The sequence below is a fragment of the Thermosynechococcus sp. HY596 genome, assembly GCF_030518715.1.
In the GTDB taxonomy this organism is placed as follows: domain Bacteria; phylum Cyanobacteriota; class Cyanobacteriia; order Thermosynechococcales; family Thermosynechococcaceae; genus Thermosynechococcus.
Genome location: NZ_CP130346.1, coordinates 277464 through 291221, shown reverse-complemented (window position 1 = coordinate 291221; position 13758 = coordinate 277464). Strand labels below are relative to the sequence as shown.

General features: G+C 54.0%; 17 protein-coding genes. 5 read left to right on the top strand and 12 right to left on the bottom strand.

The annotated features are described in order from the left end of the window. Nucleotides 1-5: 5 nt before the first annotated feature. Complete coding sequence (locus QYC28_RS01390; protein WP_190278151.1) at nucleotides 6-1055, top strand: zinc-binding dehydrogenase; 1050 nt, start codon at nucleotides 6-8, stop codon at nucleotides 1053-1055. Here QYC28_RS01390 and QYC28_RS01385 read toward each other — a convergent pair whose 3' ends face one another. The 10 genes from QYC28_RS01385 to petC form a co-directional block, all read right to left on the bottom strand. After that, a complete protein-coding gene (locus tag QYC28_RS01385) occupies nucleotides 1056-2228 on the bottom strand; it encodes a murein transglycosylase A (RefSeq protein WP_149817493.1) in 1173 nt (390 codons plus the stop codon). Between the two features lie 5 nt (nucleotides 2229-2233). Further along, nucleotides 2234-2488, bottom strand: coding sequence for a hypothetical protein (locus QYC28_RS01380; RefSeq protein WP_149817491.1), 255 nt, complete (start codon nucleotides 2486-2488; stop codon nucleotides 2234-2236). Nucleotides 2489-2557: 69 nt separating this feature from the next. Further along, nucleotides 2558-3154 (bottom strand): tetratricopeptide repeat protein, encoded by a 597-nt coding sequence (locus QYC28_RS01375; RefSeq protein ID WP_302676478.1) that lies wholly within the window; start codon nucleotides 3152-3154, stop codon nucleotides 2558-2560. Nucleotides 3155-3425: 271 nt separating this feature from the next. Then, complete coding sequence (gene tpiA, locus QYC28_RS01370; RefSeq protein ID WP_399375232.1) at nucleotides 3426-4124, bottom strand: triose-phosphate isomerase; 699 nt, start codon at nucleotides 4122-4124, stop codon at nucleotides 3426-3428. Between the two features lie 129 nt (nucleotides 4125-4253). Continuing rightward, complete coding sequence (locus QYC28_RS01365) at nucleotides 4254-4571, bottom strand: hypothetical protein (protein ID WP_302679722.1); 318 nt, start codon at nucleotides 4569-4571, stop codon at nucleotides 4254-4256. A gap of 83 nt (nucleotides 4572-4654) precedes the next feature. Further along, on the bottom strand, nucleotides 4655-5419 hold the full coding sequence (locus tag QYC28_RS01360) for a MinD/ParA family protein (RefSeq protein WP_302679721.1): 765 nt from the start codon (nucleotides 5417-5419) through the stop codon (nucleotides 4655-4657). 118 nt (nucleotides 5420-5537) lie between these two features. Then, complete coding sequence (locus QYC28_RS01355; protein WP_286626276.1) at nucleotides 5538-7274, bottom strand: ABC transporter ATP-binding protein; 1737 nt, start codon at nucleotides 7272-7274, stop codon at nucleotides 5538-5540. Nucleotides 7275-7277: 3 nt separating this feature from the next. Next, complete coding sequence (gene mnmE / locus QYC28_RS01350) at nucleotides 7278-8687, bottom strand: tRNA uridine-5-carboxymethylaminomethyl(34) synthesis GTPase MnmE (protein WP_302679720.1); 1410 nt, start codon at nucleotides 8685-8687, stop codon at nucleotides 7278-7280. A gap of 22 nt (nucleotides 8688-8709) precedes the next feature. Next, the gene (gene petA, locus QYC28_RS01345) at nucleotides 8710-9645 is read right to left on the bottom strand and encodes a cytochrome f (RefSeq protein WP_149817480.1); all 936 of its coding nucleotides are present in this window, start codon (nucleotides 9643-9645) and stop codon (nucleotides 8710-8712) included. Between the two features lie 19 nt (nucleotides 9646-9664). After that, nucleotides 9665-10207, bottom strand: a complete 543-nt coding sequence (gene petC, locus QYC28_RS01340; protein WP_149817478.1) for a cytochrome b6-f complex iron-sulfur subunit — start codon at nucleotides 10205-10207, stop codon at nucleotides 9665-9667. Nucleotides 10208-10321: 114 nt separating this feature from the next. Between petC and QYC28_RS01335 the strand changes: the two genes are divergently transcribed. From QYC28_RS01335 to QYC28_RS01320, 4 genes are all read left to right on the top strand, one after another. Then, nucleotides 10322-10642 carry a DUF3067 family protein gene (locus QYC28_RS01335; protein WP_149817476.1) on the top strand — a complete coding sequence of 107 codons (321 nt, stop codon included), beginning with the start codon at nucleotides 10322-10324 and terminating at the stop codon, nucleotides 10640-10642. Between the two features lie 229 nt (nucleotides 10643-10871). Further along, nucleotides 10872-11357, top strand: a complete 486-nt coding sequence (apcA, locus tag QYC28_RS01330; RefSeq protein WP_149817474.1) for an allophycocyanin subunit alpha — start codon at nucleotides 10872-10874, stop codon at nucleotides 11355-11357. Nucleotides 11358-11416: 59 nt separating this feature from the next. Beyond that, nucleotides 11417-11902: an allophycocyanin subunit beta gene (gene apcB / locus QYC28_RS01325; RefSeq protein WP_149817471.1), complete on the top strand. Its 486-nt coding sequence runs from the start codon at nucleotides 11417-11419 to the stop codon at nucleotides 11900-11902. Nucleotides 11903-12044: 142 nt separating this feature from the next. Next, nucleotides 12045-12248: a phycobilisome linker polypeptide gene (locus QYC28_RS01320; RefSeq protein WP_011056799.1), complete on the top strand. Its 204-nt coding sequence runs from the start codon at nucleotides 12045-12047 to the stop codon at nucleotides 12246-12248. Nucleotides 12249-12391: 143 nt separating this feature from the next. On the opposite strand, the gene QYC28_RS01315 is transcribed toward QYC28_RS01320, so the two are convergent. Both QYC28_RS01315 and tatC read right to left on the bottom strand, forming a co-directional pair. After that, the gene (locus QYC28_RS01315; protein ID WP_024125880.1) at nucleotides 12392-12727 is read right to left on the bottom strand and encodes a carbon dioxide-concentrating mechanism protein CcmK; all 336 of its coding nucleotides are present in this window, start codon (nucleotides 12725-12727) and stop codon (nucleotides 12392-12394) included. A 195-nt stretch (nucleotides 12728-12922) separates the two neighbouring features. Next, nucleotides 12923-13741, bottom strand: coding sequence for a twin-arginine translocase subunit TatC (tatC, locus tag QYC28_RS01310; protein WP_149817467.1), 819 nt, complete (start codon nucleotides 13739-13741; stop codon nucleotides 12923-12925). Between the last annotated feature and the right edge of the window lie 17 nt (nucleotides 13742-13758).

Sequence of the window (13758 nt, the reverse complement as noted above, 5' to 3'; positions counted from 1 at the left end):
GTGCAATGAAAGCAGCAGTGCTCTACGGCAAAGAAGATGTCCGCATTGAAAGCGTCGCCGATCCGATACCGGGGCCGGGGGAAGTGGTGATTCGTGTTCAGGCCGCCACTACCTGTGGTACCGATTTGAAGGTATGGCGGCGCGGCGGTCATGCACGGATGCTAACCCCACCGATTCTCTTTGGCCATGAAGCGGCCGGGGAAATTGTTGCCCTTGGGGCGGGTGTGACGGGATGGCGGGTGGGCGATCGCGTGGTAGCGAATAATTCTGCCCCCTGTGGCCAGTGTTTTTACTGCCAACGCCAAGCCTTTTCCCTGTGCCCCCATCTGGAGTTTAACAATGGCACGTTTGCCGAGTACCTAAAAATTCCCGCCAGCATTGTCCGCCAGAATCTGCTGCCTATTCCGGAGTCCCTCTCCTTTGCCTTGGCAGCGCTGACCGAACCCCTCGCCTGTGTCCTCCACGGTGTGGCTCGCTCTGGCTTTGACCCCGCAATGGTTGCGACTTGGCCGAGTCCACCGCAAATTGTGGTGCTGGGGGATGGTGCCATTGGCCTGATGTTTGTCGGTGTGCTGGCACAAGAGGGGGCACGGGTCTTCGCCTTTGGCGGTTCCGATCAGCGGCTGGCGATCGCCCGCACATTCGGGGCAGAGCAGACCATCAATCATCACCAGTGCAGCGATATTCCTGCTGTGGTTAAAGACTGGACCCAAGGACGCGGTGCCGATATTGTCATTGAAGCCACTGGGGTTCCTGAAGTCTGGGAAACAGCGATCGCCTGTGGTCGCCCCGGTGCCACCATTAACCTCTTTGGTGGCTGCCCCCGCGAAACTTCGATCCGCGTTGATACCGAACGCCTGCACTACGAAGAACTCACCCTCAAGGGGGTCTTTCACAACACACCCACCTTTGTCCGCCAAGCCCTGAAATGGATTGCCAGTGGTACACTGCCCTTCGAGAAACTGATTAGTGGCCAAGCCCCCCTCACGGAGATTGAAAACGTCCTCCAAGCAATGAAGGCGCGCCAAGTGATTAAAGTAGCGCTGCACCCCTAGCTATTCCCGCAGGAGCAAATAGTACAACTGCCCCGGTGTATTGATCAGACCCGCCCGCGCTTTGGCCACCTCCCCCGTGCCCATGAAAATATCGACACGACCCGGCCCGCGAATGGCACTCCCCGTATCCTGATCCAAAACAAAACGGCTGACGGGGGTTTGCTGCCATTGGCCTTGGGCTTTGAGGGGAATTTTCGTGTTGATCAGCGCCAAGGCACCCGGAGGCATCAGGGACTTATCGGTGGCGATCGAACGCTCTGGAATCACCGGGGTTGAAAGACTGCCCGTGGGGGGACGCCCTTGGGTGTGTTCAAAAAAGACAAAGCTGGCATTGCGGGGCAAGTAGCGATCTAACTCAGCGGGGTTGGCCTCAAAGTAAGCCATCAGGCGCGGTAGCGTCAGTTCCTCACGGAGAATTTTGCCATCGCGAATGAGTTCTTGGCCAATACTCGTGTAGGGGTGATTGGTCTTACCGGCATAGCCCACCGTAAAGCGGCGACCATCGGGCAGTTGCAGCTCAGCCGACCCTTGGACGTGAACCAGAAAGGCCTCTAGGCGATCGCGCAAATAGACCAGTTCCAGACCCCGCAAAGGCCCATTGCGCCACTGCTGACCATCCGCCCCTTCCAGTTCCAAGCGGGTTGGGTGCGGCTCTCGCCACTGCTCAAAATTGGGGGGGCGACGAAATAGGGGATAGCGGTATTCTGCGGTGGGCACTAAGCTGGCACGATACGTCGGTGCATAATAGCCCGTGAAATCCACTCGCCCTTGGCCATCGGTGCCAATGGATTGATAAAAGACAAATTCTCGCTTGACAGATGCTTGCAGTTCTGCCGCAGAGCGACGGGTTTGTACCAGATGGCGAAAGCGTTCGAGGGAGCGGATCACTCGCTGATGGAGATTGGGGCCAAGGGCGGCGCCGGGTTGACCGGGAGCAGTGTAGGCAGCGTAGTCGCGGCGCGCTTTATCGGTGCGCAGGTAACGCAAACTATGATCAATCGCTTGCAGCAGTCGTGCTCGTTCCCTAGGGGATTGCCAGAGGGCCGTATCTAGGGCAACCGTTGGGGGCAGTTGGCTTTGGCGCGCTAAGGGAGCAACCGTTGGTGCTGTGGCGATCGCGCTCGTTGCGAGGATCACGACCCCCTGAACCCATCCTGCGAATAAACCCGCCATAGACGTTAGGCAAAGCGATCCACACTAGAGGCAAACACGGGTTCTACCCGAATTGCAAAGACTTTCGAGGGGCGCACCACCATGTATTCCCCTTGAATGTTTTTAATGGGAACGGAAATAAAGTCGTTGGAATCTGCTTTGGCCACTAACTCGTTGCTGTACCACTTCTGGAAGTCTTGAATGGTGGGGAAGCGCACCTCCTCACGGTGACCGCCATCCAGAAATAAATGCACCGCAAATTCAGAAGGGGTTCTGGGCATAGGCGCGATCGCTCATCCTTATCATGCACATTATCCCCCTATTATCGCCGCAATCGGTGGCTTCAGGTACTAGGGACCGCCAGTGAGGGGACGGGGGGCGCGATCGTAGTACTGGGCTGTCATCGCTGGGTTGAGAGCGCGAGCACGCTCATAGTCCCGTTGCGCCAATTCCACATTGCCACTATCGAAGTGAGCCATGCCCCGACTATAGTAGGCAGCAACAAATTGAGGATCCCGCGCTAGGGCAGCATCAAAGTCTGCAATCGCCGCTGTGTAGTTTTGCAGGGCAAGATAGGCCATGCCCCGGTTGTAGTAGGCGGCAATAAACTGTGGATCGTTGCGCAGCGCAGTGCTAAAGTCCGCGATCGCCCGCTGCATATCCCCTTGGTCATAGTAGGCTAGGCCGCGAGCAAAGTAGTAGTCAGCACTGGGGTTGAGTCTGATTGCTTGGCTAAAGGCATGAATGGCAGCGGCCAGATCACCCGTACCTTGGTGCATTAATCCCACGTTGTAGTAGTCCTCGGCACTGCGGGGCACAAGGCGTTGCAGTTCCTGAAGTTCAGGGGGGGTGAGGGTAGCGATCGCCATCGGCTGTGCCACAGCAGCACTGCTGAGACCAACAAAAGCAGCTAAAACTGTCAAAGCACTGAAGAGTTGTTGGCGCATCGTCGGCCTCCTTTCGGCATCGCTCAGCCTTACTTCGATCCTAAAAGAAAATGAAGAAATCGCCCAGCAAACGATAACAGTTGTAATAAATCACTCGCTCCGATCCTTTTCTTAGCTGCATACACAGCATTGCGCTCTGGAGCGGTAGTGCATGCCATGCTTGGGAAAGGGCTGTATGTTGATATCTTTAAGTTTTTCTGCGCCGAGGGCAGTGCGCGATCTCTTGGATCAGATGTGATCTAGGGCACTGACGCCGAACTCAAAGTCATGTTCAAAGGGGCTTGTAATTAACAATACGCCCAAAACTCTCCGGTTGCAAACTAGCGCCACCCACCAGCACCCCATCAACTTCTGGCTGCGCCATGATCGCATCAATGTTGTTGGCATTGACCGAGCCACCGTACTGAATGGGGACATCGGGATTCTGTAACTTGCTACGAATCAGGCCAATGACACGGTTGGCTTCCGCTTCTTCACAGGTATCGCCCGTACCGATCGCCCAAATGGGTTCGTAGGCAATCACCAAATTGCTCTGATCGACATCCACCAAGTCCAGCGCCAACTGCTGAAAGATGTGGTTTTCCGTTTCGCCAGCATCCCGTTGGGCTTTCGTTTCACCGACACAGAGAATGGGGGTCAGGCCATAGTGTTGGGCAGCCTTGAGCCGTTGGTTGACCGTAGTATCCGTTTCCCCAAAATACTGCCGCCGCTCACTGTGGCCAACAATCACGTAGCGCACGCCCAACTCCACCAGCATCGGTGGCGAAATTTCCCCTGTAAACGCCCCTTGATCCGCCCAGTGGACATTTTGGGCACCCAGCTTCACCCGCGTTCCGTGCAGACTCTTGGACAATACACTTAAACAGGTGTAGGGAACACAGAGCACCACCTCGCGATCGCTGGGGGTGTCCACCAATTTCCCTAAGAACTCCTGTAGGAAGGCCACCGCCTCCTGTTGGGTTTTGTGCATTTTCCAGTTGCCAGCAAGAACTTTTGGGCGCACTCGTCCTGACTTTCCTCTGCGAAACTTAGCGTAATTAAGCGTACCACACGAGTTGCCTCATATAATTAGAGGTTTAACTGAGGAAGTAGATCAGACTTAACCCAGCTTGTCCCAAACCGCCGCAATTCGGGGAGATTGACGCTTGGGTTGCACGCGCGGGGTTCGCCGTCCGAGTTTGACTTGGTAGGTGTCGTTTTCAACTGTCACATAGCCGAGTTGGCGAACCTCTGCGAGGGTGGCACTGACCTCTTCCGCAGACCACTGCAACTGCTCAGCCAATTCTGGCACGGTGAAGGGCGTTGGCTGGCGCATCATCAGTGTCAATAGCGATCGCTGGCGATCGGGCAAAACCAGTAAATCTGCTGGATTGAGACCCCCACCGCAACCACTGCTAGCGTTTTGACTGTCTATCATTGGCAATGTTCCTCAATGGCAGTGACTGGCAGTGGCACTCGAGAAGGATCAAAATCAGTCAGTCTCCTTACTCCTAGGCTACCCTAATCCAACAGATGCTGCACAACACTCCTGACAACGAGACTGTAGGGATGCTCAGGGTAGCGTAAACAGAAAATATCGCTGCTCCCCAGTTGAAACATTTCTTCACAAACAGGTAGGATACCTGCAACTGGCACACCATAGGTCGTTTCCACCTGCTGCTTGAGGGAGTCCTTATTAAAGGCGCTGGGGACTTTGTTCACCACCATCACCATTTTGGGCACATCCAGCTGCCGCGCCACATCAACCGTGACCGCTGTTCCTTGAAAGTCTTGGCGATCGGGGCGCAGAATCAGCACCAAGGCATCGGAGACTGTAATCGAGAGCAGCGTTTCCTCGTTCAGCCCTGGGTGGGTATCAATGAGCAAAAAGTCGAGATTCAGCCCTTGGAGCAACTGCTGAAAACCGTCATTGAGCAAGCCAACATCGTAGCCTTCCCGCAGCACACGGGTAATTTCACTGGTTTTGAGGCTAGAGGGAATGAGATAGATTGCTCCTTTGGCTTGCTGGCCGTGAGCCGTAATCAGATGGCTGACATCCCGCGCCACATCAGTAATTTCACAGCGTCCCCACAGGTAGTCATTCAGGGCATGTTCCGTATCTTCCGACTCAAGGTCAAAGAGCACATGGATACCGGGGGATTGAATATCCGTGTCCACGATCGCCACCCGATAGCCCAAGGTTGCCAAGGTACAGCCCAGGTTTGCCGTTGTATTTGACTTGCCTGTGCCACCACGAAAAGAATGCACAGAAATAATGCTACCCATGGCTGTCCTCGCTAATTTAAGAATTCAACGTCTATTTTCACATCCTGCTGTTGAGGAAACAGCCCATAGCCATTCAAGTTACAGCTAGAGCCAAAGAACTCGCCCACTAGAGAAGGGGTTACTCTGTCTCTTGGAAGTACTGCTGAGCATAGAACTGGGCATAGCGGGAAGGCCGGGCAAGCAGTTCTTCGTGGCTGCCACTTTCAATGATCTGACCTTGCTCCAAGACAAGAATGCGATCGGCGCGACGAACCGTGGCTAAACGGTGGGCAATAATAAAGACGGTGCGCCCCTTCATTGCTTTCTCCAAAGCACTTTGCACCAAGGCTTCCGATTCAGAGTCCAAAGCAGAGGTGGCCTCATCCAAAATTAAGATCCGTGGATCGGCATAAACTGCACGAGCGATCGCCAGTCGTTGGCGTTGACCCCCAGAGAGATTAATCCCCCTTTCCCCGACCCATGTCTGATAGCTATCGGGACACTGAGTAATAAAGTCATGGGCATTAGCGATTTTGGCTGCCTCAATCAGTCGCTCCCAATCGGGTTCAGCATAACCAAAAGCAATGTTGTGGGCGATCGTCCCTGAAAAAAGAATTGTTTCTTGGGGAACAATACCGATTTGCCGCCGCAGGCTTTTCAGCGTCACCGTTTTAATATCAATGCCGTCAATCAACACTTTTCCCGCTTGGGGGTCATAAAACCGGGGCAAGAGGTTAACAATGGTGGATTTACCTGCTCCTGAATGTCCTACAAGAGCAATCACCTCGCCCGGCTCCGCCAAGAGATTAAAGTCCTTGAGCACGGGACGCTCTGGATCATAGCCAAAGCACACATCTAGGTATTGCACTTTGCCAGAAATGGGGGGTAGGGGCTGCGCATGGCTCATTTCCTTGATCGTGGGTTCGAGAGCCAACAGGCCAAAGCTACGCTCCACCGACGCCTGTGCCATTTTGAGTTCATTGTAATCAGCAGAAATCATATTAATGGGTTCCATCAGTAGCGCTACTGCGGCAACAAAGCTGAGGAACTGCGGCCCTGTGAGATGACCGGCATTGATTTGCCACGCCCCCAAGATAAAGAGCAGCATAATGCTCAGGGCCTCAAGAAACCCCACCACCGGGTATTGCATTGACTTAATGCGTTCGGCACGGTAGCGAGCACGACGGTTCATATCAGCCTGCTGTTCAAACTGCTCTACGGCATAGTCCTCAGCCGCAAACGCCTTAATCAGACGAATCCCCGAAAAAATCTCCGTGAGGTGGGAGGCTAAATCGGCAATGCGGGCTTGACTCAGGCGCGACTGTCGCAACAACCGATTGCCAAACCAAGCGATGAGAAACGTCATCAGCGGCGCAATGATCATCGTCCCCAATGTCAGTTGCCAGTTGAGGTAGAACATATAACCAATGACCGCAACTGTGGTTAAAGTTGAGGGGATGAGGCGATGAAAACTGCTATTGACCATGACGCCAATGCGATCCACATCCTCAGTGAGGCGGTAGGTGAGATCGCCGGTCGCTGCCTTTTCAAAATAGTCCACCCCCAAACGATGCAGATGACGGTACAGCCGCACCCGAATGTCATAGACAATCCGTAGGGAAATATCGGACATTAGGACATCTTGGCCAAATTGGCAAAAACTACGACCGACAAACAGCAGCGAGGAGGCTGCACACCATTGAATCAGGCCTATCAAATCCCCTGCCCCGATGAGCTTCGCCGCTTGGCCAATCAGGTAGGCGATCGCCGGCATGGTCGAGACGTAGCCGAGGGTACACAAAAAAGCGACCAGCAACCGTCGCCGATAGGGAAGGATATAAGCAAGTAACGGCCGGTAGCTGGTATTCCAAAGCATGGGCTATTTTCCAATGCAAAAACGGCTAAAGATTTGTTCTAGCACAGACTCAGTCACCTCTTCCCCGGTTAGGGTACCAAGGGCACGAGCGGCAGCATGCAGGTCAATTGTCCAAAAATCAAGGGGGAGTTGGGCATCAATGGCCGCAAGCACATGATTCAGGGATTGGTGAACCTGCTCCAAGAGCGCGGCTTGACGTTGGTTGATGGCAAAGTCTAGGTTGGCGGCGGTAACCCCTTGGCCTTGGACAAGGTCTAAAATGGCGTCCTCGAGAGACTCAATTCCCCTTTGACTGAGGGCCGAGAGCAGCACAGTGGGAATGGGGGCAATGGGCAATGGAATACCTTGAACCTCTACGGTTTCGCTGAGGAGATCAGCTTTATTCAAAACCACCAAGACGGACTGAGGCGCTTGCTGCCGCCGCTGCTGCAGCTCGAGTTGGTCGTAAATCTCCTGATCGGCGGCTGTCCACCCTTGACTGGCATCAATGACAAGGAGGATGAGATCAGCACTGGCTGCGGCTTGGCGCGATCGCTGGACGCCAATTTGTTCCACCAAGTTATCGGTCTCGCGAATGCCGGCCGTATCAAGGACTTGGATTGGAATGCCACCGACAACCAATTGGGACTCGACAATATCGCGGGTGGTGCCGGGTAAATCTGTAACAATGGCGCGATCGCTACGGCTCCAAGCATTGAGCAGACTCGACTTACCGACATTGGGGCGACCCACAATGGCCACTTTTAGCCCAGTGCGGATCAGTGCTCCCCGTTCTGCCGTGGCCAAAAACGCTGCTACTTGGTGTTGCAACTGACGAATGTCCTCAGCAATGGCTGCGGGGTCAAGGGGGGGTAGCTCGTCCGTAAAATCGAGTCGCGCTTCAATTTCCGCCAAGAGGGATAAACAGGTCTGACGAATCTGCTTGAGGGGGCGGGCGAATTTTCCTGTCAGACCCGCCAAAGCAATTTGAGCGGCGGTTGTGGATTGGGCAGCCACCAGTTCGGCCACACTCTCGGCTTGGGTGAGATCAAGGCGACCGTTGAGGAAGGCGCGCAGCGTAAATTCCCCCGGCTCGGCGAGGCGTGCCCCTGCGGCGACACACAGTTGCAGCACGCGCTGGACAGGGATGAGGCCACCATGACAGTGGAATTCCACCACATCTTCGCGGGTGTAGGAGCGGGGCGCCAGCATTAACAGCAGGAGGGCTTCATCGACCCGTTCTCTGGTTTGGGGGTCGCGGACATAGCCATAGAGAATGCGATGGGATTCCCAAGGCTGCTTGCCGGGGGCTTCAAATAAAGACTGGGCGATCGCGACTGCTTTGGCGCCTGAGAGACGGACAATGCCAATACTCCCTTGCTGGGGCACAATAGCCGTGGCGATCGCCACAATCGTGTCATGGAGGGATTGCACTACCGTGGGTGATAGGACTCCTTTAGAGACTCATCTCGGCGGCTTGCACTTTCTCCACTTGTTTCTTCTTCAGAACCAGCAGAATTTGCGAGAGGGTAATGGCGGCAAAGAAGACCAACAGCCACTTAATGCGGTTGGGATCCTGCAGGACAATTTCCGTATCCTTTTGCCCAAAACCACCCACATTGGGATTGTTGGTGAGGGCTTCACCCGCTGCCACCGTTTGGCCTTCACTGACAATGAGGTCAGGGCCAGCGGGAATGGTCTCTGTTACTGCTTCACCACTCTCGGGGGTGATCACCACCGCAGTACTGCCATCGGGGTTAGCGGTAATACTGGTAATCGTGCCCGCGATCGGTGCAGTAAAGACGTTATTGTTGCTCTTTTCACCATTGGGATAGACTTGGCCGCGACCGCGGTTGCCCCCGGCGTGAACGGAGTATTTACCGAAGTGGATCGATTTATCCGTGGCAGGGTTGGGGGCGAGGACTGGGAAAACAATTTCCTGATACTGCTCACCCGGTAAGGGCCCCACCAGAATAATGTTTTGCTTGTCCTCACTGTAGGGCTGGTAGTAAATGCCGCTGGTTTTGGCTTGTAACTCCTCGGGAATGCGATCGGGAGGAGCAATTTTGAAACCCTCGGGCAGCATGAGAACTGCACCGACATTCAGACCGCCCTTAGAGCCATCCCCCAGCACCTGTTGCACACGGGTGTCGTAGGGAATTTTCACCACGGCTTCAAAGACGGAATCGGGGGTGACGGCTTGGGGCACTTCCACTTGGGTGGGTTTGGCGGCGAGGTGACAGTTGGCACAGACAATTCGCCCAGTCGCTTCGCGAGGACTGTCATAGCCCTGCTGGGCATAAAATGGATAGGCCTGTGCTTGCGGTGACCAAAGAAGCACACTGGCGGCAAGGGCGATCGCCAGCGTCAACGATTTGAAAAAGCGTTTCATACCACTCCCTAATTTCTTTTTACGTCCACCAAGGTTCTTTGCCCGTGCGGAAATCGGTTTCCGTCCAAGGGGTAAACACCAGTTTGTCATCTTCGGTAACCGTGGCATTCACCAGTGCCAAGGAGAGGGGAGCAGGGCCACGCACCACTTTACCCGTGCTGTCGTATTGAGAGCCGTGGCAGGGGCAAATGAACTTGTTTTCACTGACATTCCAAGGCACCACGCAGCCAAGGTGAGTGCAGACGGCATTCAAGCCGTAATTGGCAATTTGGTGATCCTCAGTAACAATCACGTAGGTGGGATCCCCTTTAATCCCTTGGGCAAGGGAGCGATCGCCCGGCAGGTGCTTCGTCAGGTAGTCGGAAACCTTAATATCGTTGCCTAATGCATCCTTGGCAACTACACCACCACCCGTGCCGCCACTGGAGGGCGGAATGAAATACTTGACGACAGGGTACAGAGCGCCCAACGCTGTACCGGTAATGGTACCAAACGTCAGCAGGTTCATAAACTGTCGCCGCCCCATATCGGGCACATCAGACATTCCAGAAACTTGAGCCATGGTTTACGCTTATTTACTAAGGAATCGAAACGAACAGCCGTAAAATAATTACGTTTGTTAACTATTATCACACTGTCCGAGCCGTCCTAGCCGCAAGGGCTGAAATTCTTGCCAATGCTGACGCCCCTCACTGGTGATGAACTCCATGCCTTGCTCCTGCGCAAATGGGGGCGCTCCTTTGACCTTCAGTTTCGCCGCGTGGGCGATCGCATCTTTTTGCAGGTGATGTGGCGCTACCTCGAGCAGGCCTCTTACCCCGATACGCCTGAAGATTATGCCGCCCACCTTGGGGCGATCGCCCAGCACCTCAATGACTGGGGCTGTGCCCAGCAAGTTTGCACCTTTATTGAGACCACCCGTGAGAAACCCCGCCTCGGCAAAGCCGTGAATATTCCCCTCAACCTTGGCACCCGCATTATCGAATGGCTGGAATAGCTGCCCTTAGCAGATTTTTGAAAAAATGTTAAGAATGTTAAAAAGGATTGCGATGATGTGGGAGATGTCCCCCCTATGCCTGAGAATGTTTGCGGAAGGTTACGTCAGCCCGTCGGGTCCATCGCCGTACCTATCTCTCCTACAGGAGTGCGGTGAGTCGTAACATTCCAATGGCAGATGCCACATTATCAAGACCCTTGTTTTACAATTCCAACTTTGGAGGAACTCAATGAGCGTCGTCACGAAATCGATCGTGAATGCAGATGCCGAGGCCCGTTACCTCAGCCCCGGTGAACTGGATCGCATTAAAAGCTTTGTCAGCACCGGCGAGCGTCGTCTGCGCATTGCCCAAACCCTGACCGAAAACCGCGAGCGGATTGTCAAGCAAGCGGGCGATCAACTCTTCCAAAAACGGCCTGATGTGGTCTCCCCCGGTGGCAATGCCTACGGTGAAGAAATGACCGCCACCTGCCTGCGTGACCTCGACTACTACCTGCGGCTTGTGACCTACGGTATTGTTGCGGGTGATGTCACCCCCATCGAAGAAATTGGTTTGGTGGGTGTGCGTGAAATGTACAACTCCCTCGGCACCCCCATTCCTGCCGTGGCCGAAGGGATCCGCGCCATGAAGAACGTTGCTTCCTCGCTGCTGTCTGCAGAAGATGCCGCTGAAGCCGGTTCTTACTTTGACTTCGTGATTGGCGCCATGCAGTAGGTCGCCTCAGCATCCTTCATTGATCCATCATCCAAATCAGTTTTTGAGGAAAAAGAACTATGCAAGACGCGATTACCGCTGTCATCAACGCCTCTGACGTGCAAGGCAAATACCTCGACACCGCCGCCATGGAGAAGCTGAAAGCTTACTTCGCAACGGGCGAACTACGGGTGCGTGCTGCGACCGTGATCAGCGCCAATGCCGCCAATATCGTCAAGGAAGCAGTGGCCAAATCTCTGCTCTACTCTGACATCACCCGTCCCGGTGGCAACATGTACACCACCCGTCGCTATGCGGCCTGTATCCGTGACCTCGACTACTACCTGCGCTATGCCACCTATGCCATGCTGGCTGGGGATCCTTCCATCCTCGATGAGCGGGTGCTCAATGGGTTGAAAGAAACCTACAACTCCTTGGGTGTGCCCATCGCTGCCACTGTGCAAGCCATCCAAGCCATGAAAGAAGTCACCGCCAGCTTGGTGGGTGCCGATGCCGGCAAAGAAATGGGCATCTACTTTGACTACATCTGCTCTGGCTTAAGCTAAGTACAGCTCTCCAGTCGCACATCTGTCTGGGAGTTAGGGGTTAGAGTGTCAGCCTGTCATGGCAATTGTGCTTAAACAGTCTGAGTCTGGCCTTTAGCTCCCAGACGTGTAATCACCCCACATAGATTTGGAGTCCCATCCCATGCGCATGTTCAAAATTACTGCCTGTGTGCCGAGTCAAACCCGTATTCGCACCCAGCGCGAACTGCAAAACACCTATTTCACAAAACTGGTGCCCTACGAAAACTGGTTCCGCGAGCAACAACGCATCCAAAAAATGGGTGGCAAAATTGTGAAAGTGGAACTGTTTACGGGTAAGCCGGGGGTCAACACCGGTCTAGCCTAGGTATCCCTCTAAAACTGTTTCCTAGCGATTTTGCGGCTTCACTGTTGAGATAGTTGATTGGGGGGTGCTCCCTTCTGAGCCAATTATCTGGGCGGTGGAGCTTTGCGCATTAGAGAAGCTTTAGAGAACTTTTCCTAGGGCTGCTAAACGAGAAAACGCTCCCAGCCATCGCCATATTGGAACCGCATTTTCGGGAAAACGGCCTCTAAATTCTCGTGGGGGCGCGGGATCACCGTTGACGACAGATAGAGCGTTTTTTCCTTAGGACTTTGAGCTGGAATTTTCTTGGCGGCTTCCACACCCGCTGCAACCGCAATTTGCACTTCAGAAACGTCGCCGCGCACAATAATCGTCAGGCGAGCACCACTGACCACTTCATAGCCCACAAGGGTAACACGCGCCGCTTTCACCATCACATCGGCAACGGCTAAGGCAGGGGGATGACCCAGTACTTCTACCATCCCAAGGGCAATGGGCATGAAGACCGCTCCTAAACACAAAAATTTGTTAAAGTAATGCCATTTTTGCGATCGCGAAGGGATGCACTAATTTGGCAACATCAGCATATCATCTCTATTGAGAGCCTTGATAAGTTCGAGGGGCGATCGCCATAATTGATTTTTATCGCCAAAATCATCTTTTCTGATTGAGTCTTTTTTGGGGGTATTGCAAGTTTAAGCCTCAGAACGCCCCACCCCCATCAGCTTGGCCAAGCCAATCCCCGTAAAGTAGAGGGCAAGCAGAGCACCCGCCAACAGTCCTTGAGTAATTGGATCAATGGAGGGGGTCAAAACCGCTGCCACGGCTACGGCAATAATCACCACGTAGCGCCATTGGCTGAGCATTTGCGGGATGGAAACAATCCCGAGGGCAATGAGGACCAACTGGAGAATCGGGACTTGGAAGGCGAGGCCGGTGGCAAGGAGCAATAGCAAAATAAAATCTACATAGCGATCGATCGACCACAGTTGCTCAACCACATCTGCCCCATAGTTAATGAAAAAGCCAAGGGCTGCGGGTGCCAAGAGGGTATAGGCAAAGGCCAAACCGGCAATAAAGAGAATGGATGAACCAAAAACCACCGGTGCCAGCAAGCGTTGCTCACGTCGTGTCAATCCCGGCAGGATAAAACGGATGGCTTGGTAGAGAATCATCGGCGTCGCTAGGAGGATGCCACTGTAGGCCGCCGCTTTACAGGAGACAAAAAAGTACTCCCCCGGACTGAGTTGCAGGAATTTCGCACCATGGGCTGGTTTTTCAAGGAACTGAATGATCCAGCGGACTTGGGTAAAGCAGAGAACAATGGTGACAGCAACAGTGCCGAGGACAACAAAGAGCCGCTGTCGCAACTCCTCAAGGTGATCCCAGAGGGACATTTCCACTTCATTGGGCAGTTCATCCTCAGGGTCAATGGGGTCGCTTGCCTCAAGAGTGCTGTCAACAATCGCTGAGGATTCTGGAGCCGGACTATCAATATCGGGCGATCGCGTCATTCAATCTCTGCAATTCC

Coding starts and splice junctions, on each gene's coding strand:
- QYC28_RS01320 (WP_011056799.1), top strand. CDS start 12,045: ATGCGCATGTTCAAAATTACTGCCTGTGTGCCGAGTCAAACCCGTATT.
- QYC28_RS01315 (WP_024125880.1), bottom strand. CDS start 12,727: ATGCCCATTGCCCTTGGGATGGTAGAAGTACTGGGTCATCCCCCTGCC.
- tatC (WP_149817467.1), bottom strand. CDS start 13,741: ATGACGCGATCGCCCGATATTGATAGTCCGGCTCCAGAATCCTCAGCG.
- apcA (WP_149817474.1), top strand. CDS start 10,872: ATGAGCGTCGTCACGAAATCGATCGTGAATGCAGATGCCGAGGCCCGT.
- QYC28_RS01360 (WP_302679721.1), bottom strand. CDS start 5,419: ATGGGTAGCATTATTTCTGTGCATTCTTTTCGTGGTGGCACAGGCAAG.
- petA (WP_149817480.1), bottom strand. CDS start 9,645: ATGAAACGCTTTTTCAAATCGTTGACGCTGGCGATCGCCCTTGCCGCC.
- QYC28_RS01375 (WP_302676478.1), bottom strand. CDS start 3,154: ATGCGCCAACAACTCTTCAGTGCTTTGACAGTTTTAGCTGCTTTTGTT.
- QYC28_RS01355 (WP_286626276.1), bottom strand. CDS start 7,274: ATGCTTTGGAATACCAGCTACCGGCCGTTACTTGCTTATATCCTTCCC.
- tpiA (WP_399375232.1), bottom strand. CDS start 4,124: ATGCACAAAACCCAACAGGAGGCGGTGGCCTTCCTACAGGAGTTCTTA.
- QYC28_RS01335 (WP_149817476.1), top strand. CDS start 10,322: ATGCTGACGCCCCTCACTGGTGATGAACTCCATGCCTTGCTCCTGCGC.
- QYC28_RS01390 (WP_190278151.1), top strand. CDS start 6: ATGAAAGCAGCAGTGCTCTACGGCAAAGAAGATGTCCGCATTGAAAGC.
- QYC28_RS01380 (WP_149817491.1), bottom strand. CDS start 2,488: ATGCCCAGAACCCCTTCTGAATTTGCGGTGCATTTATTTCTGGATGGC.
- petC (WP_149817478.1), bottom strand. CDS start 10,207: ATGGCTCAAGTTTCTGGAATGTCTGATGTGCCCGATATGGGGCGGCGA.
- QYC28_RS01385 (WP_149817493.1), bottom strand. CDS start 2,228: ATGGCGGGTTTATTCGCAGGATGGGTTCAGGGGGTCGTGATCCTCGCA.
- apcB (WP_149817471.1), top strand. CDS start 11,417: ATGCAAGACGCGATTACCGCTGTCATCAACGCCTCTGACGTGCAAGGC.
- QYC28_RS01365 (WP_302679722.1), bottom strand. CDS start 4,571: ATGATAGACAGTCAAAACGCTAGCAGTGGTTGCGGTGGGGGTCTCAAT.